This window comes from Paenibacillus sp. BGI2013, assembly GCF_002843485.1.
Classification (GTDB): Bacteria; Bacillota; Bacilli; order Paenibacillales; family Paenibacillaceae; genus Paenibacillus; species Paenibacillus amylolyticus.
Genome location: NZ_PJFA01000005.1, coordinates 344119 through 368691 on the forward strand (window position 1 = coordinate 344119; position 24573 = coordinate 368691).

Annotated in this window: 14 protein-coding genes and 1 other annotated feature (1 of these 15 only partly in view); of the genes, 11 read left to right on the forward strand and 3 right to left on the reverse strand. The window is 44.1% G+C overall.

The annotated features are described in order from the left end of the window. Window positions 1-234: a binding site (T-box leader), on the forward strand (it extends 44 nt beyond the left edge of the window). A gap of 169 nt (window positions 235-403) precedes the next feature. Beyond that, window positions 404-1489: an aspartate-semialdehyde dehydrogenase gene (asd, locus tag CXK86_RS15335; protein WP_101314008.1), complete on the forward strand. Its 1086-nt coding sequence runs from the start codon at window positions 404-406 to the stop codon at window positions 1487-1489. A 257-nt stretch (window positions 1490-1746) separates the two neighbouring features. On the opposite strand, the gene CXK86_RS15340 is transcribed toward asd, so the two are convergent. After that, window positions 1747-2715, reverse strand: a complete 969-nt coding sequence (locus tag CXK86_RS15340; protein ID WP_036670738.1) for a bile acid:sodium symporter family protein — start codon at window positions 2713-2715, stop codon at window positions 1747-1749. A 141-nt stretch (window positions 2716-2856) separates the two neighbouring features. Here CXK86_RS15340 and CXK86_RS15345 point away from each other — a divergent pair, with 141 nt between their 5' ends. The 5 genes from CXK86_RS15345 (at window position 2857) to CXK86_RS15370 (ending at window position 11162) form a co-directional block, all read left to right on the forward strand. Beyond that, the gene (locus CXK86_RS15345) at window positions 2857-3327 is read left to right on the forward strand and encodes a DUF6376 family protein (RefSeq protein ID WP_143781208.1); all 471 of its coding nucleotides are present in this window, start codon (window positions 2857-2859) and stop codon (window positions 3325-3327) included. Window positions 3328-3652: 325 nt separating this feature from the next. After that, the gene (locus tag CXK86_RS15350) at window positions 3653-4408 is read left to right on the forward strand and encodes an SDR family NAD(P)-dependent oxidoreductase (RefSeq protein WP_101314009.1); all 756 of its coding nucleotides are present in this window, start codon (window positions 3653-3655) and stop codon (window positions 4406-4408) included. A gap of 491 nt (window positions 4409-4899) precedes the next feature. After that, entirely contained in the window at window positions 4900-5697 is a 798-nt protein-coding gene (locus CXK86_RS15360) for a sulfite exporter TauE/SafE family protein (RefSeq protein WP_101314010.1), read from the forward strand. 1837 nt (window positions 5698-7534) lie between these two features. Then, entirely contained in the window at window positions 7535-8266 is a 732-nt protein-coding gene (locus tag CXK86_RS33025) for a polyprenyl synthetase family protein (RefSeq protein WP_373888068.1), read from the forward strand. A gap of 268 nt (window positions 8267-8534) precedes the next feature. Continuing rightward, window positions 8535-11162, forward strand: coding sequence for a PAS domain S-box protein (locus CXK86_RS15370; RefSeq protein WP_180361774.1), 2628 nt, complete (start codon window positions 8535-8537; stop codon window positions 11160-11162). A 78-nt stretch (window positions 11163-11240) separates the two neighbouring features. On the opposite strand, the gene CXK86_RS15375 is transcribed toward CXK86_RS15370, so the two are convergent. Continuing rightward, on the reverse strand, window positions 11241-13007 hold the full coding sequence (locus tag CXK86_RS15375; protein ID WP_101314013.1) for an ABC transporter substrate-binding protein: 1767 nt from the start codon (window positions 13005-13007) through the stop codon (window positions 11241-11243). Window positions 13008-13152: 145 nt separating this feature from the next. Between CXK86_RS15375 and CXK86_RS15380 the strand changes: the two genes are divergently transcribed. The 3 genes from CXK86_RS15380 to CXK86_RS15390 all read left to right on the forward strand — a co-directional run bounded on the left by CXK86_RS15380 (window position 13153) and on the right by CXK86_RS15390 (window position 18502). Then, window positions 13153-14388 (forward strand): MDR family MFS transporter, encoded by a 1236-nt coding sequence (locus CXK86_RS15380; protein ID WP_127545778.1) that lies wholly within the window; start codon window positions 13153-13155, stop codon window positions 14386-14388. A gap of 602 nt (window positions 14389-14990) precedes the next feature. Continuing rightward, window positions 14991-16736 carry an ABC transporter ATP-binding protein gene (locus tag CXK86_RS15385; protein WP_101314014.1) on the forward strand — a complete coding sequence of 582 codons (1746 nt, stop codon included), beginning with the start codon at window positions 14991-14993 and terminating at the stop codon, window positions 16734-16736. Then, window positions 16733-18502, forward strand: a complete 1770-nt coding sequence (locus CXK86_RS15390; protein ID WP_101314015.1) for an ABC transporter ATP-binding protein — start codon at window positions 16733-16735, stop codon at window positions 18500-18502. The genes CXK86_RS15385 and CXK86_RS15390 overlap by 4 nt, the downstream gene beginning before the upstream one ends. A 116-nt stretch (window positions 18503-18618) precedes the next feature. On the opposite strand, the gene cyoE is transcribed toward CXK86_RS15390, so the two are convergent. Then, window positions 18619-19548 (reverse strand): heme o synthase, encoded by a 930-nt coding sequence (gene cyoE / locus CXK86_RS15395; RefSeq protein ID WP_036608378.1) that lies wholly within the window; start codon window positions 19546-19548, stop codon window positions 18619-18621. Window positions 19549-20011: 463 nt separating this feature from the next. Here cyoE and CXK86_RS15400 point away from each other — a divergent pair, with 463 nt between their 5' ends. Beyond that, window positions 20012-20932: an NAD(P)/FAD-dependent oxidoreductase gene (locus CXK86_RS15400; protein ID WP_101314073.1), complete on the forward strand. Its 921-nt coding sequence runs from the start codon at window positions 20012-20014 to the stop codon at window positions 20930-20932. A gap of 298 nt (window positions 20933-21230) precedes the next feature. Then, window positions 21231-24485 (forward strand): bifunctional cytochrome P450/NADPH--P450 reductase, encoded by a 3255-nt coding sequence (locus CXK86_RS15405; RefSeq protein WP_101314016.1) that lies wholly within the window; start codon window positions 21231-21233, stop codon window positions 24483-24485. Window positions 24486-24573 lie beyond the last annotated feature (88 nt).

Below are 24573 nucleotides of genomic sequence, written 5' to 3' on the forward strand. Positions count from 1 at the left end.
AGAGAGCTCCGGTAGCTGAAAAGGAGCAAAGAACTTTTTATTGAATAAAGACTCAGAGCAGCACATCGGAACTTAGCATTTAAGGGATGGTGTGACAGGAGCTCCTGTTACAGAGCTAGAGTATGAACGGTCTACAGCTTTCAACATGGTTGTAAACCTTTACTTGAAGAGGCGGATATGGTGACATATTGGCGAATCTGGGTGGTACCACGAGAGTTCAATCTCGTCCCTGAGACTATTGTCTTGGGGATGGGATTTTTTGGTTTTTCCGGGGTGTGACTACATGCTTTGGAATTGCCTGAATAGTGTTAATTAGGAAGTCAATTTCATAATACGTTTTTAGTGAGTTATGAAATTGATTTGAAGAGAAGAATCACTTAAACCGAAAGGAAATGATGATTGAATGTCAGCAAAATTGAAAGTTGGTATCGTCGGAGGAACGGGAATGGTGGGTCAGCGTTTTGTGGACCTGCTTGATCAACATCCATGGTTTGAAGTAACAGCTATTTCTGCAAGCGCCAATTCGGCAGGTAAAACATATGAAGAATCCGTACAAGGCAGATGGAAACTCGCAGTTCCTATTCCGGAAGCTGTGAAAAAAATCGTTGTTCAGGATGCTTCCCAAGTTGAGGCTTTTGCCAGCCAGGTTGATTTTATTTTCTGCGCGGTTGATATGAAAAAGAATGAAATTCAAGCACTCGAAGAAGCTTATGCTAGAACAGGCACACCTGTCGTGTCCAACAACTCGGCTCACCGCTGGACAGCAGATGTACCAATGGTAATCCCTGAGATTAACCCGGGACATCTGGACGTGATTGAAGCTCAACGCAAACGTCTGGGCACAAAAACCGGATTCATTGCTGTAAAGCCAAACTGCTCGATTCAGAGCTATGTGCCTGCACTGCACGCCTTGCGTGAGTTCAACCCGACTCAGGTCGTGGCTTCCACGTATCAAGCAATCTCCGGAGCAGGTAAAAACTTTACGGACTGGCCTGATATGCTTGATAATGTCATTCCATACATCGGTGGCGAAGAAGAGAAGAGTGAGCAGGAACCACTACGAATCTGGGGTAGCATCGAAAATAATGAGATCGTCAAAGCATCGGCTCCATTAATTACAACACAATGTATTCGTGTACCGGTAACGGATGGACATCTGGCTACTGTGTTTGTAAACTTCGAGAAAAAACCAAGTAAAGACGAAATTTTGGAGCGTTGGTTGCAGTTCAAAGGTCGTCCACAGGAACTGGTTCTGCCAAGTGCACCAAAACAGTTCATTACGTATTTTGAAGAAGAGAACAGACCACAGACAAAACTGGATCGTGACATCGAACGCGGAATGGGTGTCTCCACAGGCCGACTGCGCGAAGATTCACTCTATGATTACAAATTCGTTGGATTGTCCCACAACACGCTCCGCGGAGCGGCAGGTGGTGCGGTTCTGATCGCAGAACTGCTTAAAGCCGAAGGATATATTCAACCGAAATAAGCATAAAGGCATCATGAGCAGCAACAGATTTCTGAAAATGATTAGAGTAAAACCATCACTCGTTGATGGTTTTTTCTATTGTGGACAAGCATTGGTAAATCTACATTCTTATCGTTGCTACAGGTTTAACAGCAATATTTTCACAAACAAATTACTAGGTTTACGAAACGTAGCAGTATCGTAGCAATAATAGTAATAATAGCAACACAAATCAAAACGCCGACAATCATGTCGGCGTTTTTTTATCCAATATTTTGTTAGGCAGCGGATGTCTTATCCGACTTTTGCAGAAGCTGCGATCGACGACCGAGCAGATAACCTGTCAGGGAAGCGAGCATCTGTTGAAATACCATGCCAAGCACGACGGGGACAGCAACAGGTGGCGGAAAATAAGAAACAGCGAGTACTGCGCCAGCACTGATATTACGCATGCCCCCATTGAACACCAGAGCGACCTGATCGGCCTCGTTCCAGCCTAGCAATCGGGCGATGAAGTAACTTAGCGCATAACCGAATGATGCCAGGAAAATAATGATGACCGCAAGACCAGCCAACTTCCAGTTGAAATCAGCCAAGTAGGGCGCAACGACAGATCCGTTAATCGCAACGACAGATGCCATGAACAATTTGGATAACGGATTCAACCTTGGTCCCCAGACCGGGACAATGCCGCCTTTGGTCCACTCATTCAGCAGCATACCGAGCAGGGATGGTACAACAATCATCCAGAACAGACTGCTCATCATGGCTGCTGTGTCCAGTGTGACACTGGTTCCGATTAACAGGGATAACACCCCGGGCACTACAAAAGGAGCAAGCATGGTATCAATCAGGATGATGGATAGCGTAAGTGCGATATTGCCCCGATAGATACTGACCCAGATGAAGCTGCTTATTCCTGTCGGAATCACGGCTGCCAGAACAAGGCCCGTTATGGTGTACGCATCTGTAGGGAAAACCAGATGACCCATACCAAGAGCAATTAGAGGCATCGCCAAATGCAAAATAAACAGACATACAAACAGGGGGAACGGCTTTTTCAGCACGTTCACAAAATCCCGTATCCCAAGACTGATACTTCCAGCGAACGTCATGAACGCAAAAAGCCAAGGAGATAAAAAGGTATAAGAAGAAAGAAAACTCCCGCATAACACGCCAATAATAATGCTGATTGGGGTAATCAGTGGCATGATGCGGTTCAAGCGTTGGTTCAAAGCTTGAAGCATAATCATGACATCCCTTTACCGTGTGATTTTACTATTATACATGTTAATAACGTTGGCTGCAGACCCATTTGCAATGAAGTAGTCTGAACAGGTATTATGGACTTGGAACAAGGATTCCGATTAGGAGAAGGGGAGATGATCATGTTTATAAGAAAAAGAAAGAACACATTAATGATGACAGGCCTTATTGCATCAAGTATTCTTTTGATTTCGGCATGTTCTGTCGTGGAACAAGCTAATCAAAGTTTAAATTATGTGAGTGGGGCTACTGATTATATAGAACAGGTATCAAACGCCGGGGCTGATCTGCAAGAGCTCGCATCGGGTGCGGTGAATAATCCGGAGATTACAACGCAGATTCAGGAGAAAATCGATCTGATCCAAGCAGAAGCAAGTGAATTTTCTCAGTTGACTGCACCTGCAATAGGAGAGAGCATTCATGAGAATCTGGTCAGTTATAATACGCAATTAACAGAAGTCGTGAACAATTTCGAGAATACAATTGCAGAGCAAGGTTTTACGGCAGAAAATTGGGAGAAGACAGGCATTCCTGAACTGATCACCAATATCAATAATTTGAAAGATCCGCTTAGCGGACTTCAGGGTGAATAAGTTGAATTAATTTTCAATATGGAAGACAACACAGTTTGAAATTCTCATATTTTATAAGGGCGAGATATCGGAATGATTGAATTACCGTTATGCTCGCTTTTTTATTATCCGAAAACTCATGCATATTTAAAATCACAGGAGCTAGACTATATCATGTAAATAGGAGATGTATATGACATTTATCTCATATTTATGTGAAGCTGATCTATGGTTTGACAAGGTTGGGACAGAGGCGTATGATAAGTATATAAATTAATAAAATATAGTTACTTACTATAAGTTTTGGACTGCCCTTAAATATATTTTGCCAAAGGAGAGCTGAGTCATGACTCAACACAATGGAAAAGTAATCATTATTACAGGTGGAGCCAGTGGTATTGGTAAAGAAACAGCACTTCAACTTTCGAATCAAGGTGCGACTATTGTTGTCGCTGACTATAATGAAGACGGAGCCAAGAAGCTTGCGGCAGAGATTGAAGCAGCAGGCGGAACAGCGGGCGCGTACAAAGTGGATGTATCCAAAGGGGACGAGATCAAAGCCCTGATCGATTGGACCGTAGAGCAATATGGTACGTTAAGCGGTATTTTCAATAACGCAGGCATTGGACTTGTGAAGCCATTTCTGGAGATGGACCCGGAATCCTATCACAGAGTTATTGATGTAGATCAGCACAGTGTATACTACGGTATGTATTATGGCGCGAAAAAAATGGTTGAATTAAATGTACAAGGTACTATTGTAAATACAGCTTCGATCTATGGAAGTGTTGCTGCAGTAGGTAGCTTCAACTACAATGCAGCCAAGGCTGCTGTTGTTATGATGTCCAAATCCGGTGCATTGGAACTTGCTGAGCATGGAATTCGTGTAGTTGGTGTAGCACCTGGCTTTATCGAAACACCGATTCTGGGTGATGACCAAGCCATGAAGGATGCGCTTGCTACTCAACATATGCGTGGAGAGCTCATTCAACCAGAGAAAGTAGCCAGTGTGGTTACATTCCTGTTCAGTGATGCAGCAAGCGCAGTGAACGGAACAACCGTAGCCGTAGATGATGGATTCCTCAGCTTCAAAACCAAATAAAATAACCTTCTAAAATTAAGAGAACTCATCTCAAAAAAACAGAAAAAAAACGGTGCAGAACGATTAATTCGTTTTGTACCGTTTTTGTATTTTCATTATAAAGTAATCGTAGCATGTGAGATGGAAATAAGTTTGTCGAATCATCCCGAAATTTCAGAGATCGTGATACAATTAGCAAGGTTGTATCTTTTTATCATTTTGTGGTGTGTCATATACAATTCGAACTCCGAGAGAGCCATAACTCTCTTCTTTGTAATGACATTGAGAACAAGTTTTGGTTGAACATAACGCATCGTTATGAACTTGTAATTTTTCATTGCACTGTGGACATTTATTTTCAAAAAGAGTCTTCAACACGTTAAACATGCTTAATCACTCATTTCGGATTAATTTACTTGGTTTTTATTATAACGGATAATATTCGCTGTGTATAGCACTTTTGAGTGATATCGAAATGAGATTTATATTGCACGAAAGGAAGCGCATAACCGATGGATCTTCTGCTTTTTGTCATCATGTTTATACTGGGTCTGGTCGGTTCATTCTTCTCCGGTTTGTTGGGTATTGGTGGGGCCATTATCAATTATCCGCTACTGTTATATGTTCCATCCTGGGTGGGATTGGAGCCGTTCTCAGCACATCAGGTATCGTCGATTAGTATGTTTCAAGTGTTTTTCGCTTCACTTGCTGGTGTGATTGCATTCCGGAGAAAAGTAAAAACGGGTAGAAGTGGTGGGGCGATCGTTCACCGCGGATTGGTGCTGTACATGGGCTCCAGCATTCTTGCTGGCAGTCTGATCGGCGGGTTCATATCCGGTCATCTGGACGGAAGGATTATTAATCTGATCTATGGCATTCTGGCGATCATGGCGATTGTGCTTATGCTGATTCCCGGAAAGGGAAAGCTTGATACCTCAGCTCCACTGGTGTTTAACCGATGGATTGCAGCAGGCACGGCTTTTGCAGTAGGTATTGTATCAGGAATTGTTGGTGCGGGTGGTGCCTTTATCCTTATTCCTATCATGCTGACGATTCTCAATATCCCCGTACGAACGACGATTGCTTCTTCACTGGCGATTGTATTTATCTCCGCAATCGGCGGCGTTATAGGGAAAATTACGGGTGGAGACATTCCGATGGAACCCATCATCTATACGGTGATCGGCAGTCTGCTTGGAGCATCCCTTGGTTCACGGGTTAGTTCAATGATCAATGTGAGGGTACTTCGATATGCATTAATCGTACTTATCGCCATCACAGCGGTCAAAGTCTGGTCTTCCATTCTGTAAAATCACGTATGTAGAAATGAACAATGACGATTTCGTAACCAAACGGTTGGATCGCCGTATAAAGGTTATGAACATGAGCTGAAGCGTTGGATACACGATCAAATGAGTTCAGTTTTCGTCCATGGAGCACCTCATCTCCTTTCATGGATACATGTTTAACATTAATAGAATTTGAGGTATCCACCCTATGAATAACGTACTTACAGAACAGGCTGATGCAGGATATCGGCTAGCTGAGCAGAAAGCATCTCAGTATTTTACTTCTCTTAGGCAGCAACTTATGGATAATACGTATACCACAGCACTTACCCAAGATATTCATGTATGGCAAAAGAAACATATTCATCGTTTTGCCTGGATTTCTCTTTTATCACCTAGCAAAAGAAAACCGGATCCTCGGGATGTTCATAGATATATCCACTGGCTGAATACGACAGGAAAGCTGGATGATTACCTGGATCGGAGTATCTCCTATATTTATATGCGAGATCTGGGGCAAGCCCTTGATTCTCCGGGTACGCAGGCCCGAATTCAGAACGTTGTCCAGAATACTAAAAAATACTTTATGGGCTCAGCTACTGGGCGAAAAGGACAGCCTGATTATATCAGTCTGGCTGCGTTGTACCGTTGGGGACAGAAGGAGCACATTGAAACAGCTGTCATCTGGGTGATGAACAAATTAAAGAATGTAGCATCCAACATCCCGAAGGAGCTGGATGCAGAGCAGGCGCAGCGGAAGCTCATCAAGATCATTCTTGGCGTGGTCCTTCATGTGGACGATGAGATGAATGAGCAGACGCTACCTGAAGAACGCGCCCGGAGATTTGATGCGGCGATCCGACTTGGTTATTCGTACGGTTTGACATATCCATTTGTGGATGATCTGCTGGATTCTCAAGCTTTGACTGTTCATGAAAAAGAACAATATTCCCTGATGATACGCGATGCACTTCTTACCGGGGTCGTCCCTGATCTGGGGGATTGGAAAGGCAGCAACCTTGAAGTGATTGAATATGTACATTCCGAGCTTCGGGAAGCATTTGAGTACATCAAGAACTACCAGCATCCAGAGAAACAGCGCACGTTCTTAGAGCAATCCTATGTGTTCTTTCAGTCTCAGGAGATCGATCGCAACAAGAAATTAGCCAATGCGAATTATACGAATGAAGAATTGTACATTCCGATTATTGTCAAATCTTCTTCTTCCCGATTAATCGTCCGGTCTGTTCTCAGTGCGCCAGTGGATGAAGGATTTGATCTACGGACGTTCTATTACGGAATATATAATCAGTTGGCCGATGATTTTGCCGATATGTTTGACGATATGGAAGAAGGGGCAGTAACTCCGTATACGTACTATTTGAAGTATCGAGATTTGCGTCCCGACTTGATCAATCCATATGAATTGTATTGGGCAGTCATCTCTCATCTAATCCATGAAGTATATAACTCAGACGCCAAGACCCGCGAGGTCATACTAGATCGTGCCATTAACGGTCTGAAGCGCTGTAAAGAACGGTTGGGGCAGCAGAAATATGATGAAGTGATGACGATCTTTGCCTCTGGGCAGCCTGAATTCAATCAACTGGTTCAACAGATGGTGCGAAAAGCAGATGACGTTGATTTCCTTGATAAATTGTTACGGGATCAGGTTGTGCTTCAATTGAAAAATGACAAGCAGGAGAAAGAGGAGTTCAAACAGACCATTCGAACGGTTCGCGAACAGATTAATGTGGAGTTGCAGATTGCGAAGCCCGGTGGCCTTCATGAGATGAAAGAAACGCTGATCGATGCAGCCAATTACAGTTTGCAAGGCGACGGAAAAAGGTTACGTCCGATATTAACTTGGGTTATGGGCGTGCGCGAGTATGGTCTTCATGAATCATCCATCGTTCCGCTGCTAAGATCATTGGAGTACATGCATACCGCTTCCCTGATCTTTGATGATCTGCCTACGCAGGATAATGCTTCGACAAGACGTGGACGTTCAACGCTGCATCATGTACACAATAGCGCTACAGCAGAGCTTACGGGTCTGTTTCTCATTCAGAAGGCGATTGGAGAGCAATCCTCATTGGATCGCTTTGATGCGGCGACCGTACTCAGACTCATTCAGTATTCGGCTGAAAAAGCAGAGGATATGTGTATGGGGCAGGCCATGGATCTGAACTCCAAAGGCAAGGCATTGACGCTGGAGCAGTTGAACATGATCTGTTTTTACAAAACTGGCATTGCCTTCGAAGCTGCCCTGGTCATGCCATCGATACTTGCCCAAGTGAAGGAACCGGAGATGGCTGCGCTGAAAAAGTTCGCTTATCATGCGGGGATCGCCTTCCAGATCAAGGACGACTTGCTGGATTTCGAGGGGAATCACCTCATTCTTGGGAAACCTGCAGGTCAGGATGAGCGGAACAACAATTCAACCTTTGTGTCTATTCTGGGTGATGAAGGCGCGAAGAAAGCGATGTGGGAGCATTATTGTCTTGCTACAGATGCATTGAACGAGATGCCGAAACCTATTCCATTTCTGAGACATTTATTGGATTATCTTATTGGTCGCGAGCGCTAACCCATTTTTCTAATGATTCCGTGTTGCATATGACTCATAATGATATATAATGACAAAGTTCGGGATTCCATGTGGATGGATTCCGGGCCTTGTTTGGTTTAAAGACACAAATTTCTTAAAAAGATTTGTTTCAACGGTTGAAATTCTGGGTATTAAGCAGGTACTGTTGTTTTAAAACTGACTAATTCTTATAGAACATCTTATATCAGTAAAAATTTTAGATTTCGACAAACTTTACATGGAGTCTATGCCAAAAGGAGAACTTACAATGCAGGTTCAAAAGGTCGATCATCATGAATTGTTCGAGCAGATCTATAACCAAGCGCCTATTGGGATTGCACTCGTTGCTCCAACAGGGCAATGGATGAAAGTGAACCCTGCTTTTTGTTGTATGCTAGGTTATACAAGTGATGAATTAATGGATCTCACGTATCAGGATATTACACATCCGGATGATTTCTCACAAGATATGATCTGTAGTTATGAGCTATTTGAAGGTAAATCAAAAGAAAATCAATACGAAAAACGTTACATTAATAAAAATGGTGACATCTTATGGTGTTCAATACATGTTTCCTTGGTTCGAAGTGAAATTACGGATGAACCTCTTTATTCCGTTTGCCATATTGTTGATATTTCCAATCGTAAACTGTCTGAACAAAAACTTCTTCATCGTGAAGAAATGTTCAAACTTATTACGGATCATGCTCAGGAGATCATCTATATTGCCGATGCAGAGGGAGTTTGTCGGTTCTGCTCATCGTCAGTCCAACAAATATTAGGTTATTCCCCGGAAGAAGTCATTGGCCAAAACAATAATTCTTCCTTTCACCCACAAGATCTGGAACGGATCTCACAGATGGATTTGACTAAAGGTAATCTGTTGAATATTAGAGTCCGCCATAAAGACGGGCATTATCTTTGGTTTGAAACCACATACAAGGTCTTTGGTGATGCGGAGCATGAACAGCAGATTTTTACAATTGGACGAGATATATCAGAGCGAAAAAAACAAAAGGATATCAGTGCAGAGGCTGAACGTATCGCCTTGATTGGTAGTTGGGAATGGGATATGGTCTTAGACCATATTACATTTTCAGATCAGATCTTTGAGATTTTTGAACTTGAACGCACCTGCAAACCATATCGGATAAGTGATGTTTTTGATGTTATGGATGCCGAAGATATAACCTCTTTACAAAAACATATTGCAGGGGTAAAACAGGGTGAACCGCTCGATTTTGAATACAAACACATCAGCTCTGATGGGAATGAGAAGTATCTTCACTTGCGTGGATTAATTACGCTTGATGAGCATGGTCAGCCAGTTCAGCTGAACGGAACACTACAGGATATCACTGAACGCAAGCGCATCGAATTTAAATTGCAGGAATCTGTGGAGCGATACACTTCGCTTAAGAAATACAATCATGACGCCATTATCTCGTTTAACATGGATGGTAATATTATGAATGCAAATCCAGTAGCGGTGAAAATGACGGGTTGTCCCGTGGCTGAAATGATCGGTACAAGCATAAGCAGATTTATCGGAGCCAGTAATCTGGGTCTGATTCTGGGCAGTAACTATGAGATGGCTGAAAAGGAGATCAACGCTGTTCGGCACACGAATGGATCTGAGACAGAGGTCTTGGCTACGCTTGCTCCAATCATTATTAATACATCCAATGTCGGGTTTTACCTGATTGCGAAGGATATTACGGAGCAGAAAAAACTGCTGGTAGCCAAAGAGACAGCGGAGAGAATGAATAAGGCCAAAAGTGAATTTTTGGCGATGATGAGTCATGAAATCCGCACACCTATGAACGGTGTAATTGGGATGACGGATTTGCTTTTGGATACTCCTGGACTTAGCGGGGAACAAAAGGAATATATCGAAATCATCCAGAAGAGTGGAGATTCCTTGCTGGCCATCATTAATGATATTCTTGATTTTTCCAAAATCGAATCAGGCAAAACCGATCTGGTAGAAGATCCTTTTGATCTCGTAGAGATCGTGACCGAGACGGTGCAAATCGTAAAACCACTCGCTCGTGAAAAGAAGCTGGATGTTCGCATGTGCGTAGAAGATGTTATTCCAACTCCGGTGTATGGTGATGCTTATCGTCTTAAACAGGTACTTACCAATATCATCGGTAACGCGGTCAAATTCACTTCAGAAGGCGGAGTGGAAGTTAAAGTGGGAGTTAAGGAGCAGTGCGGCAATAACGTGCAGCTTTATTTTCAGGTAAAAGATTCGGGCATTGGCATTCCGGCCGAGAGGAAACAACAATTATTTGAACCTTTCTACCAACTGGAGAATTTTATGACCCGCAAACCTCAAGGTACCGGTCTTGGCCTTGCCATTAGTAAGAAACTGGTGGAGCTTATGCAGGGTGAGATCTGGATCGAGGAGTCGGATGAACCGGGTGCAATATTTATATTTACCGCCCAATTTAAATTAAATAACGGTGAAGAGAGCAACAGGTTGGATCAACAGCAGAAGAAGAGCAGAACATCAGCCTTACGGATTTTAATTGCAGAAGACAATGAGGTGAATCAACTCGTCCTTAGCAGAATCGTTGAGAAAAAAGGGCACTTCGTGGATCATGTGGCGGACGGTGTTGAGGCAGTCGAGGCGGTCAAACACACTTCATATGATATTGTCTTCATGGATGTGCATATGCCAAGGCTTAATGGATTCGAAGCGACAAAAGCGATTAAAAATGCTTTGCCCCCCGAGAGTTGTCCATTCATTATTGCGGTAACTGCAAATGCCGTAAGAGGAGACATGGAAAACTGCTTGAAGGCAGGCATGGATGCGTATGTCAGCAAACCGATCAAAATCGAGTCCATTATGCAAGCATTGGAGACCTATTACATCAAAAATAATCTCTGAGTGTCCTGAAAATGGATTCATGAGCAAAAGATGCTAGCTTATCATAAATAAGCTAGCATCTTTTTTATGCACAAATCTCTAAGGATTTTTGATCCACAATTTGGAGATGTCCATATATCCGAATTCTGCGATCTGCATGCCAAAGATGCTCTGATCCAGTTCAGCCTGCTTGTTCATGTGACATCCATGCAAGATCCAGCAGTGATCACGTAGCAAGGCTTCAGCTTCATCCAGGAGCGCAGTACGGTCTGCCCGATGAAGCTTTGCAAAATGATCCAGTTTGTCATCCAATAGAGACTGGAATGCAGGAGACATACACATATGAAAATGGTTGGACAGGTTTTTGAAAAAATGAATCATGCCGTACTGCCAATCTTCCTCCAGTATCTCTTCAGCCAGAATCAATTGTGCGTTTGTGGTTTCCTCTGAGTTGAAATAATCCACAACGGCCTGCATGCTGATGTTCATTCCGATGGACGCTGCCCGACACTGGAACCACTCCGCAACGTCTGCATCCTTATTATGCTTATACGATAATGTTACCGTCTCACCCTGGTACCCACAGTTATGCAGCAATTCACGAGCATGCTCAAGAGAGGCAGCGGTCCAGTCTTGGGCTGCACTTCTCCAAGGCAGAAAGCTGCTGGCCGGTGTGATCCGATTCCCGCCGAGATCTCTTACAAGTGCGACCGAATCATAGACGATACGCAGGGCTTGTCGAAATAAGGGATGATGATGGATGCCTTCCTTGTGAAAATTGAACAGCATATACTGACAACCCAGCGCCGGATAATTGATACTGTTGGTCTGATCACAGCCTGTTGCCAGACTTAATCGATCTGTACCCGGTAGCTCATAATAGCGATCATTTGGACTCAGGTCAGGCACAAACCAAAAATGCACTTGATCCAGATGTGGCCGGATGCCGTAGTACGCATCAAAAGCGGTAAGCTCCAGCACATCTTCATTCAGCTCAGAGATCTGAAAAGGACCGGTACCTATCAATGTATTGGCTACATTGTAATCGTAGGGCAGGATTGTCATCCGAATACAACTGAACAGATGCAAGAAAAACCGGTTAGGACGATGTAGAACAAACTTGATACAGTAATCACCAGCTACTTCCGCACGTTCGATATCCCGATATAACCAGATGGAGGGACTATGTACATCAATCAATCGTTGCAATGTCGCTTGAACATCCCGGGACGTCATGATACGTCCGTTGTGGAAACGTACACCTTTCCGGAGATAGAAGGTCCATAAGCGATGGTCCTCGCTACACTCCCACATGTGCGCCAGTGCTGGCAGGAATGATTCTGTCTTGGCGTCATAGGTGATCAACGTATTACAGACCTGGCTTAATAGGTAGGTTTCAAATGCAGTATAAACAAAGGCTGGGTCCAAATCACCTAACTGGCGTGACCTCATGATGCGCAGGATATCCTGACCAGAGGCAGTTTCATCGTGGCCGTGAAATCCCATCTGTTGATGAAGGGAGAGCATGAGCTGTTCTCGCAATGTATCATCCATCTGAACGGTTCCGATGAGTTCAATGGCATCTTTCATTTTGCCTTTACCCAAAAGTTCGGTAAAACTCGCTTCCAACGCTTCATTCATGCTACGCAGCATCGTTAACTCCGAATGATGTCCACGACCACGCCCAGGCTGCCAATGGATAAAGCCTTGTTCCTCCAATTTTCTGAGAATGAATTTCACATTACGAGGGGTGCAGCACAAGGCAGCGGACAGGCTATCGATCGTTACCGCTACAGGTTCATGAAGTTTGAATGAAAGTTGTTCAGCGCCGGCGAGCCTTATAAAGTGTGTATGTAGGGTATCCATGGTCATGACTCCTCTATTAAAGGTGAAAAGTGTGATCATATGTTTACACTTTTCTTTCCCCCTTTTATCCTTACAATTATACATTAGTAGAGGTTGTTCAAAAAGTCCGCATTTGAAGCATCTAGAAAGAATAGGAGAAGTTCGCATGAAGCAATATTTAAGGCAAATTCACCCCTTGGCATGGACGATCATTATCGGAACCATGTTTGGACGTCTTGTGACGTCCATGAGTATCCCGTTTCTATCCATCTATCTGACACGTGTGTTAGATGCTACACCGACCCAGACCGGTATTACTGTGGCCGTTAGCTCGCTGGCAGGTGTTATGGTCAGCTTTTATGGAGGTTATATTTCGGACCGGATCGGTCGCAAAATCGTGATGTTAATCTCGGTATTTAGCTGGGCAGGTGTGTTTTTTATCTTTTCAGCAGCAGAGCATCTATGGGTGTTCTTTGTTGCCAATACGTTAAACGGATTATGCCGCGCAGTATTTGAGCCCACCTCCAGAGCGCTGTTATCGGATATTACTTCTCCGGAGAACAAATTGCTGGTGTTCAACCTCAGATATGCTGCAGTTAATCTTGGTGTGGTCTTTGGGCCAATTATCGGATTTCAGCTGGGATCATCTGAATCAACGTTCCCATTTGTGATTTCCGGATTGATATACATAGCCTATGGACTTGTATTATTTCTGCAATTCAAGCTACAGCATGCCAATCTGCCAGAGCGTCATCAGGCAACCGCACCACGTTTGCGTGAAGCACTCATAACCACCGGTCGCGACCGGGTGTTTCTGCCAGTATTAATCGGTACCACATTTTGTGTTCTGGGTTACGGGCACTTTAGTTCTACGTTGGCACAGTACTTGGCGAGGAGCCCGATCTTTGAAAATGGAAGTCAGATGTTCTCGTACATGCTTTCCCTGAATGCCGTGACGGTACTGATTATTCAGTATCCGCTTGTGCGAACCTTCCGAAACTTTCCACCGCTTGTTCCTCTGATTGTGGGTAACCTGCTGGTTGCAACCAGTCTTATGATGGTCGGAATCGCTGAAGGTGTACTCATGATGATGATGAGTGTCATACTATTTACCATTGGGGAAGTGTTGTTGTTCACCATGATGGATATGCTCATTGACCGGATTGCAAAGCCGGAATGGAAAGGGACGTATTTCGGTACCATCGGCTTCAATAATATCGGTAGTGTCATTGCACCTGTCATGGGAGGGGTGTTGCTAAGTCAATTTGGAGCGGAGAATGGGCTCGCTGTTTTTCTACCGATTGCACTGACGACTGCCCTGGGAGTACCTTTTCTTCTGATAGCACACAGACGTCTTGTTGTTAGAGAAAAACAAACAGAGCCTACATCATTAAGTATGTAGCGAGAATTGAAAAGTTTAATGGCATGAATTAAATAACAATTCAGTTAAAATTATCTTGACGGATGTTAGTCCAGCGAATACAATAAACAACAAATATGTGAAACGGGTGGGATGATGATTATGTTTATGCCTATACAGATTTCGAATCGATAACTGAATACGCATGAGCATAGTGACATTAATCCAATTTTTTTGCAATGATCGCGTTGGGACAGTCATGTTTGTGCACCTCTGTCGTGGACGCTCATCATTATTGCGATGCAGAGGAGATAGTTGAAATGCTTTGCATTTCATTCGATCTCTTTTGGCTACAAGCTGTAGATGAACATTAGTTCATCTATGGCTTTTTTGCATGCATTCCACCCAATTTATTCACATGGAAAGGAGCGTTTGGAGCGTTATTTTATAAAAAACTAACTTGTTAAAAGGAGAATGTACAATGGTCAACTTACGTTCTACATATCAATTATGGGCGGGAAATCCCGATTTTAATGTCATTATGTATGACTCATCCTAGTGATCGCAAATTTGCTGTTGTTAAGATCATCAACAAATATGAATAGGCAAGAACAATTAAATAAACCGATAAAGAGGTGGGACCTGTGCCCAAAACAGAGAAACGCTCCATGTCATGGCTGCTGCGTTATCTAAAACCAGTTAAAGGACGGCTGGCCTTACTTTTAATCATGTTGCTCACATCAACAGGGCTTCAGCTCTTGAATCCACAGATTATTAAACGATTTATTGATACAGCAGCAAGTGGGGGAGTCCTCACCAATCTTGTTCAGCTTGCAGGAATATTTCTGGTTGTTGCCGTGTTTAATCAACTCATTACGGTAGCGGTCAGTTATTTGGGGAACGACGTGGCCTGGCGGGCCACGAATCAACTGCGCGGAGATCTGCTGAAGCACTGCCTGCGTCTTGATATGCGTTTTCATAATGTGAAAACACCTGGAGAAATGATTGAACGTGTGGATGGCGACGTCACAAGTATCTCCAATTTTTTCGCGATGTTCATTGTGCAAGTGATCGGGAGTTTTGTGCTGCTGGCCGGAATTCTCGGGTTCATGTTCAGTGTTAATGTGCCCATTGCTTTGGTCATGACCGTGTTCACATTATTATCGATCCTGTTCATGGTCTTCATCCGAAATCTGGGCGTGGACTCTTCCAAAAATGAACGCGCGGCAAGTGCCTCTCTGTTTGGATTAATTGAAGAACGCATTGCCGGGATTGAAGATGTGCAAGCAAATGGTCATGTGCCCTATGTGATGAACCGCTTTCACCGCACGATGCGCACGGTATTCCGTAAGGGGAGAAAAGCCTGGCTGCTACGGGTTATTCCGTGGAATACCACAGTAGTCCTGTTCGCTCTGGCGGTCACTGCTGTGCTTTTGCTGGGTGTGCATTATTATATGGAAGGTCTAATTAGTATCGGAACATTATTTCTGATCTATCAATATACGCAGATGCTGAATGATCCGATTGAGATGCTTGGAGATCAGGTGCAGGAGTTTCAAAAAGCAAAATCCGGCATGCTGCGCTCCAGAGAGCTGTTGTCCATGCAGAGTGAGATTGAAGAGGGCACAGAGGAGCAATTGCCGGAAGGACCTCTTGGTCTGGAATTCAGCCAGGTGCATTTCAGTTATAACCAGGATAAACCGGTATTGCAGGACATAACTTTTTCTATTAAACCTGGTGAACGTCTGGGAATCATCGGTCGCACAGGTAGCGGTAAGTCGAGTCTTAGTCGTGTTCTTCTCCGGCTGTACAATCTGGATCGGGGTACGATCCGTGTAGGTGGAACGGATATCACAAAGCTTTCATTACAAGCGCTCTATCGCCGGGTGGGAATGGTGACACAGGATGTGCAGTTGTTTGATGGCACGCTGCGTGACAATCTGACCCTGTTCAATGGGGATGTATCCGATCAGATGATCAAGGAGACGACGGATCGCCTTGGACTCAGCCAATGGATTAATTCACAACCAGAAGGACTTGATACGTATCTGGCTGCAGGTGGAGCTTCATTGTCGGCAGGGGAAGCACAGTTATTTGCCTTAACTCGCGTATTCCTAACCGAACCGAGTCTGGTTATTCTGGATGAGCCGTCGTCACGTCTGGATGCTGCGACCGAAGGTATGCTGCAATCAGCAATTGACCAGTTAATGAAACAATCCACAGGAGTCATCATTGCTCACCGACTGGCTACGCTGGAGAAAGTGGACCGGATTATGGTGCTCGGTGATGGCAAGGTACTGGAATTTGGAGCGAGAGAAGAACTTGCCAGTAACCCGGCATCTCACTATGCCAGACTGCTGATTACAGGCCGAGAGGAGGAATTGGCATGACTGTAGCAGGATTTATAGGCCGTTTGTTTCGATTCAGGCCTTTGCTGTTTATAATCAACGGATTGTTATGGTGTATATTTCACTCCTTACCGCTAGCCATTGGTATTGGAATGCAATGGTTTTTTGATCGCACAACAGCGGGTTCAAACGACTACATGTGGCTTGCTGTGCCGCTAATCTTTATTGCTTTAGTCCGAATGGCACGGGTGGGCACATTTTTTGTAGCCTTCTATGCATGGGTTACGTATCTGTATCATGTTCAGGCGATTTTGCGAACCAACATGCTCGCAGCAATCATGCGCTGGCCTGGGCGTAATCTTCCGGCTTCACCAGGGGAGGCGATGAGTCGCTTTCGGGATGATGTCGATGAAGTCGTCGAGTATGTAGAATCATGGGTAGACTTCTGGGGACGTCTTGTATTTGCTGTTGTGTCTATCGTCATTATGGCGAACATTAATTGGCAGATCACATTGGTTGCCGTGCTGCCGTTGGTGGTCGTTACCTTACTTAACAACCTGTCCGGAAATCGGGCTCGGAAATATGCACAGGTTAATCGAGAATCGACTGGGCGAATTACCAGTTTTATTGCGGAAACGTTTGGAGCAGTGCAAGCCCTGAAACTGGGTCAGGCCGAAGAGAATGTCTCTACACGTTTTAACCAGTTGAATGAAGATCGTCGCCAGGCTGCACTTCGAGACAATCTGTTCAAGCAGTGGATGAGATCGATGAATCAGCATGTTCTAAGTATCTGTACCGGATTGATTCTACTGATGTGTGCAGCTGAGATGAAAGCAGGTAACTTTACCGTAGGTGATTTTGCCTTATTCACCAGTTATCTGGCCAATATCGGATTTAGCATTTCACTGTTTGGTTATATGGTGTTTCAGCACAAAAGGCTCAAGGTATCCTATGATCGTATGCGTAAGCTATTCCGCCCGGGGGAAGAAGACCAGATCATGGATTCGAGGGAAATCTATCTGTATGAAGATCCGCCGGAGCTTGTAAGTGAACAGAGGGACCCTAAGGAGAAGTTGCAATCTCTTGAGGTGAATAAGCTGACTTATCAATATCCGAATTCTTCAAATGGCATAGAAGAGATCAGTTTCCGTCTGAAACGCGGACAATTTCTTGTGATTACAGGACGGATTGGATCAGGTAAATCAACGCTTGTACGCACACTTCTTGGATTGTTACCCAAACAAAAAGGGGACATTCACTGGAATGGAGCAGCTGTTGATCCAGCCACGTTCCTGATGCCGCCTAGAGCCGCATATACCCCGCAAGTGCCAAGACTGTTCAGTGATACGTTGAAAGAAAATATCGTCCAAGGCAAACAGGGGAACACCGAGCAAGCGCTTGAAAAAGCCATTCGTCTGGCTGTGATGGAGAAGGATATCAAACATCTGGATCAGGGGCTTGAGACCCCGGTTGGTCCCAGAGGGGTGATGCTGTCAGGCGGGCAGATTCAGCGCGCGGCCACAGGACGCATGTTAATGACGGAGGCGGACCTGTTTATCTTTGATGACCTGTCCAGTGCACTGGATGTGGAGACAGAACAACAAGTATGGGAAGGGCTGTTCCAAGAGCCGGATGTCACCTGCATCGCAGTTTCTCACCGCAGGGCAGCACTTTCCAAAGCAGATCACATTATCGTGATGAAAGATGGACGCATTGAAGCCGAGGGAAGTTTGGCCGAATTGCTTGCCACCAATGAAGAGATGCAGCTGCTGTGGCAAGGGGAACAAACCCCCGCCAAAGTTGGATAGCTTTGAAAATTTAGAAAAGATAATAAAAAAACAAAAAAGCCTTACAGACGACTCCTTGAAAGAGGACAGTCTGTAAGGCTTTTTATCGTTATAACGAGTGGAAAGATGGAATATTTTTATCTCATCATCTGAGCAATCAAGGAATACGCAATGATGACCAGGAAGATAATAGTGATATGGTTAATGGAGAAGATAAACATCCGTTTGGACCATTTCTCTGTTTCTTTCTTGTCAAAGGTAGCCACACTGAGAATGAGCCAAGCCAAGCTAACCAGAAATGCCACAATAGCGACAAATGGACTCATCGGCCAGAATAAAAAGCTGGAGATCAGTAACAGTACCAGATACACATTTGTCTGAATGTATGTCCGTCTGATGCCTTTAACAACGGGTAGCATGGGAACACCAGCAGCTTTGTATTCGTCAAAACGACGAATCGCAATCCCGTAGAAGTGAGGCATTTGCCATAAGAGCATCGTAACGACCAATGCCCAGATCTCGAAATGACCCAGTTCAGGTGAAATGGCTGCCCAACCGATGAGTGGAGGCACAGCACCCGAAAGACTTCCCACTTCTGTGTTGTAGATCGTTGTACGTTTGGTCCACATCGTGTAAGGGAACACGTAAAGCAACAGACCCAAAATACCAAATACAGCAGCGGATGGGGAAGCGATGTACAACATGATGCCCCCGATGATGGTGATTGCAATACCGAGAATTAGACCCGACTTGGTATCTACGCGTCCCGTAACGGTAGGACGTTTCTTCGTACGTTCCATGATCGCATCAATATCACGATCATACAAGTTGTTAAACACCCCTGCAGCTCCAATAATGAGAGAAGATCCAATAAAGGAAAGGATGATTGGTACAATATTAGCTAAGATTGAAGCATCAAATACATATAAAGCCAAACTTAAACCCGCAAACATGGCGATCAGGTTGGACTTGATGATTCCGATTTTGATCGTATCGAAGAATACTTTCGGAATCGAGCTATACTCCAGGCTGATATTGGTCTGTGAACCATTGTTCAATGTTTTCAAGAACTCACTTCCTATATCTATACTTATATATTATGTCGCTATTATACCATTCAATACACTATGTGATTTAATTAACGTTTTAGTATTTAAAATAATGTCATTTGATTGTGAACAATTTAAAAACAAGGTTGTTTTTAATTGTTAAATAATTATTTCTGTGTTACAGGAGAGAAATCAAAAATCCGGGTATAACAGTGATATAAAGTTTGTTCTTGTCATTGTAGTGTAAGTGTAAATAATCTTTTATTCAACTCACACAGATTGGATTGAAGAACGTAGTTAAAGATATATGTTGCAAAATGGTTAGGTTTTGTTTATTGTAGATATAAGATATCTTTAATAGTCTTTTTAAAATGTGTTCTTGTAAATCTCCGATATTACTTTCTTAAGAGAAAGCGGAGGTTATTTTTAAAATTTAATTAGAGATATTAAATGTCTGGAAAGGGTGAATAATATGAGTAATATGAATCAACTCTTGGATGTACTTATTATTGGTGGAGGACCAGCGGGGCTTAATGCAGCTCTAGTACTTGGCAGGGCCCGCAAGAACGTTGTGGTCATTGATGATGAGACACCGCGTAACTGGGTTACAAGGGAGACTCATGGGTTTGTGACAAGAGATGGGGCAAGTCCACGTGAATTCCGGAAAGCTGCCAAAGATCAGATTGCAGCGTATCCCTCAGTTCAATTTGCATCCGATACGGCAACTGCGATAACAGGTAGCGATGGTGATTTTGTAGTTAAGACTACTCAGGGGGCAAGTTATCGCACGAAAAAGATTTTGTTTGCGGTAGGCAAGAAAGACCTTCCCTTGGATATTAACGGATTAACAGAAGTTTACGGTAAAAGTGCGTTTGTGTGTCCATATTGTGATGGATGGGAGTTAAGAGACCAAGCGCTGGTCATCATCGTTAGTGGAGTTAACGCATTACATATGGCAAAAGTCATATCCGGCTGGACAGAACGTTATACGATCTGTACGAATGGATCAGATTCCTTAACCGATGAGCACCGTGAAGAGCTGAAGCAACATCATGTTACTGTATTCGATGCACCGATTCAATCCATTAACTCTGAAGAAGGGATGGTACAGCAAGTTGTACTAAATGACGGTACAGCGATTCCTTGCACAGGAGTTTTCTTTCAACCGAAACTGTTTACCGGATCAGAACTGCCAAAGGCCATCGGTTGTGAAATTACAGAATCAGGAACGGTTATCGTTGATGCTTCAGGCAAAACATCCGTAGCGGGTATATACAGTGCTGGTGATGCAGCATCCGAGATATATCAGGCAATCACGGCTGCGTCTCTGGGGGCGTTGTCTGCGGTAAGCATTAATAATGAATTGAATTTCGAGAACTGGGATGGGCCAAGTCATCATTAGAATAAATTAAAAGTTTCATAGAATCATAGCGTCATTGCTTCATACAGTAGGGGATTGCATATGCAATCCTCTATTTGCTGTTATTCAACTTAAACGTTGACCGGTTCAATTGAAAGTTATTCAGCCGGAAGAAAATTTGATATTAAATCAATTATGGTTTAATGTATTATCAAATGATATATATTACTATCATTTATAAAATCATCAAAGGAGAGATGACTTATGAATGAAAGCAGAACAGCCATCATATGGCTAACGAATACCTTGCTCTACGGCGTACAGTTAAGAGGTGATCATCATGAGTGATGCAACTTACATTCCACAACCCAAAATGTATGGACCACTTGGCAATCTGCCCTTAATTGATAAAGATAAACCAACGCTGTCGCTAGGCGTTCTGGCTGAACAGCATGGACCAATATATCGACTTACCGTTCCCGGTTATTCCGGTTTAATCGTATCTGGACCAGATCTTGTCGCGGAGTTGTGCGATGTGTCCCGTTTTGACAAGTTTGTATACAATGAACTCGAAAACGTACGTGCCTTTGGCGGCGATGGTTTATTTACAAGCAGAACCTCGGAGCCCAATTGGAAAAAGGCCCATAACATTCTGCTTCCCACCTTCAGCAAACAGGCCATGAAAGGTTATCATCCGATGATGGTTGATATTGCCGAACAGTTGATCAATAAGTGGGCACGCCTCAATTCCAACGATACGATTGATGTTGCGGATGATATGACACGCCTTACGTTGGATACCATTGGACTATGTGGATTCAATTATCGGTTTAACAGTTTTTACAGACAGGACCACAGTCCTTTTATTGAAAGCATGGTTCGGGCATTAAATGAAGCTATGCAGAAGAGTTCACGTTTGAAAATTCAAAATCTGCTTATGGTGAAAACCAAACGACAGTTCCAAGCGGATATTCAGACGATGTTCTCTCTGGTAGATCAGATTATAGAGGAACGTAAAGCGAGTTCAGCACCCGAAGAGGTCGACTTGCTCGCACGTATGTTGAATGGCAAAGATCCGGAGACTGGCGAAATGCTGGATGATGAGAACATCCGTTATCAGATTATTACGTTTCTCATTGCCGGACATGAAACCACGAGTGGTTTGTTATCTTTTGCTCTTTACTTTCTACTCAAAAATCCGGAATCGCTTCAAAAGGCGTATGACGAGGTGGATCAGATATTGGTCAGTGACTCACCACAGTACGAAGAAATTCTTCAGCTTTCTTATATTCGCATGATTCTTAGTGAATCGTTACGTCTCTGGCCAACCGCTCCGGGATTTGACGTATATGCGAAAGAAGACACCGTCATAGGTGGCAAATATCCCTTAAAGAAAGGAGAAAGTTGCAGTATTCTTTTGCCCCAGCTTCACCGTGACAGAGAAGCATGGGGAGAGGATGCAGAGCTTTTCCGTCCAGAGCGATTTGAAGATACGGCGAAAGTGCCTCATCATGCGTATAAACCTTTTGGTAATGGGGAGAGAGCGTGTATAGGCATGCAGTTTGCTTTATATGAAGCAACACTTGTGCTTGGCATGGTCCTTAAACATTTTGAGTTGATCGATTATAGCAACTATGAGTTAGATGTTAAACAGACACTGACATTGAAGCCGGGAGACTTCCGGATCCAGGTGAAAGCGCGCGCGGCTTCGCAAACAAGGAATAAGTCGACCGTATCTGCGAAAGAGAAACCTGCTCCTGTTGTTCATAAAAATATAGCAAGTGAAAGCCAGAGGGAAGAAATCCTGGCCGTTGAAGCAGATGGTAAGCCTTCGCTCCTGGTGTTATATGGTTCCAATCTGGGAACGGCAGATGGCATTGCCCGAGAGCTTGTGGAAAAAGGACGTTCGTATGGAATCCCAAGTGAAGCAGCCACTCTGAATGAGTGGGTTGGCCGCATTCCCCGCCAAGGTGTCGTTCTCATCGTCACAGCTTCGTATAACGGTAAACCTCCGCAAAATGCTACGGCATTTGTAGACTGGTTAAAGGGAACAGAGTCAGAGGAAGCACGGGATGTAAACTATGCCGTTCTGGGTTGTGGAGATCGGAGTTGGTCCGGGACGTACCAGAGCATTCCTCGATTAATAGATGAGAGGCTTGAAGAATTGGGAGGTAAAAGACTGTTATCCCGCGGTGAAGCCGATGCCGGAGGTGACATGGAGAAACAAGTCGAGATGTGGCAGCATATGTTGTGGCCTCAGGTGTTGGGTGTCTTGGGGATTAGCGAGGAAGTAGTGAAACCAACCTTATCAAGCACAAGCAGACTTCAAATGGAGTTTGTCCGCGAGAAAACGGATATGCCACTTGCACGAACTTATGATGCCAGCTATGCCACGGTTGTAGTTAATAAAGAGCTTCAGGCGCTGGGAAGTGGAAGAAGCACGCGTCACATCGAAGTGTTACTGCCTGAAGGCATGAGTTATATAGAAGGTGACCATCTCGGCGTGTTGCCTAACAATCAGAAGCAGAATGTGGATCGGATACTCAGTCGGTTCGGACTACGTGGGGATACTCCGATCCAATTAACTTCGGACGTCAGCCATCTCACATACCTTCCACTGAACAGACCCGTCAAGATTCATGAGTTGCTCACTCACTGTGTGGAATTGCAGACACCTGTTACCAGAACACAGTTGCAGGAGTTAGCTAATCATACGGTATGTCCGCCTCATAAGCGTGAACTGGAAGGCATGTTGGATGAAAACAGCTACAAGGATTATATTCTTGCCAATCGAATCACGATGTTGGACCTGCTAGAAAAGTATGAGGCGTGTGAACTGCCATTCGAAAGGTTCCTTGAATTATTACCTCCGCTTAAGCCCAGATATTATTCAATATCCAGCTCGCCAAGCCTGAATTCCGAGCAAGCGAGTATAACCGTATCGGTAGTAAGAGAACCTGCATGGAGTGGTAAGGGCGAATATCTGGGAGTTGCTTCATCGTACCTCGCTGGTTGTTCATCCGGAGAAGATATTCTGATGTTTGTACGTACACCTGAATCCGAATTCCATCTGTCGGAAGAGGTTGATGTTCCAATGATCATGGTGGGACCGGGGACGGGTGTTGCACCATTCAGAGGTTTCCTCCAGGCGAGAGCTGTTATGAAACAGAGAGGTTTGCCACTGAGTGAGGCGCATCTGTTCTTTGGGTGCAGGAATGATTCAGATTTCATATATCGTCAAGAGCTTGAACAATACGAGCGAGAAGGGATCGTTAAGCTACACACTGCTTTTTCTCGTGCGGATGGCAAGCCCAAAACGTATGTACAGCATCTAATGAAAGAGAATTACGAACAGTTGATTCACGTGCTGATGAACAAAGGAAAACTCTACGTATGCGGGGATGGAAGCCAGATGGCTCCTGCGGTAGAAGAGACTTTGCAGCAAGCGTATCAGGAGGTGCAGGGAGCAACGGTGCAGCAAGCGAAGGACTGGCTCATTCAGCTTCAGGCCGAAGGACGCTACGTGCAAGACGTGTGGGCAGGTAATAAACGAACAGGTGAAACTCCTAAAACTGTGCATGAGGAGGTACATTAAGACGGAGATGACTCCAATATCTACTAATATACAGTCCTTAATATACTCAAGCTAACAAACAGCCGCTTAATCTGGAGCTTTGTCTCCA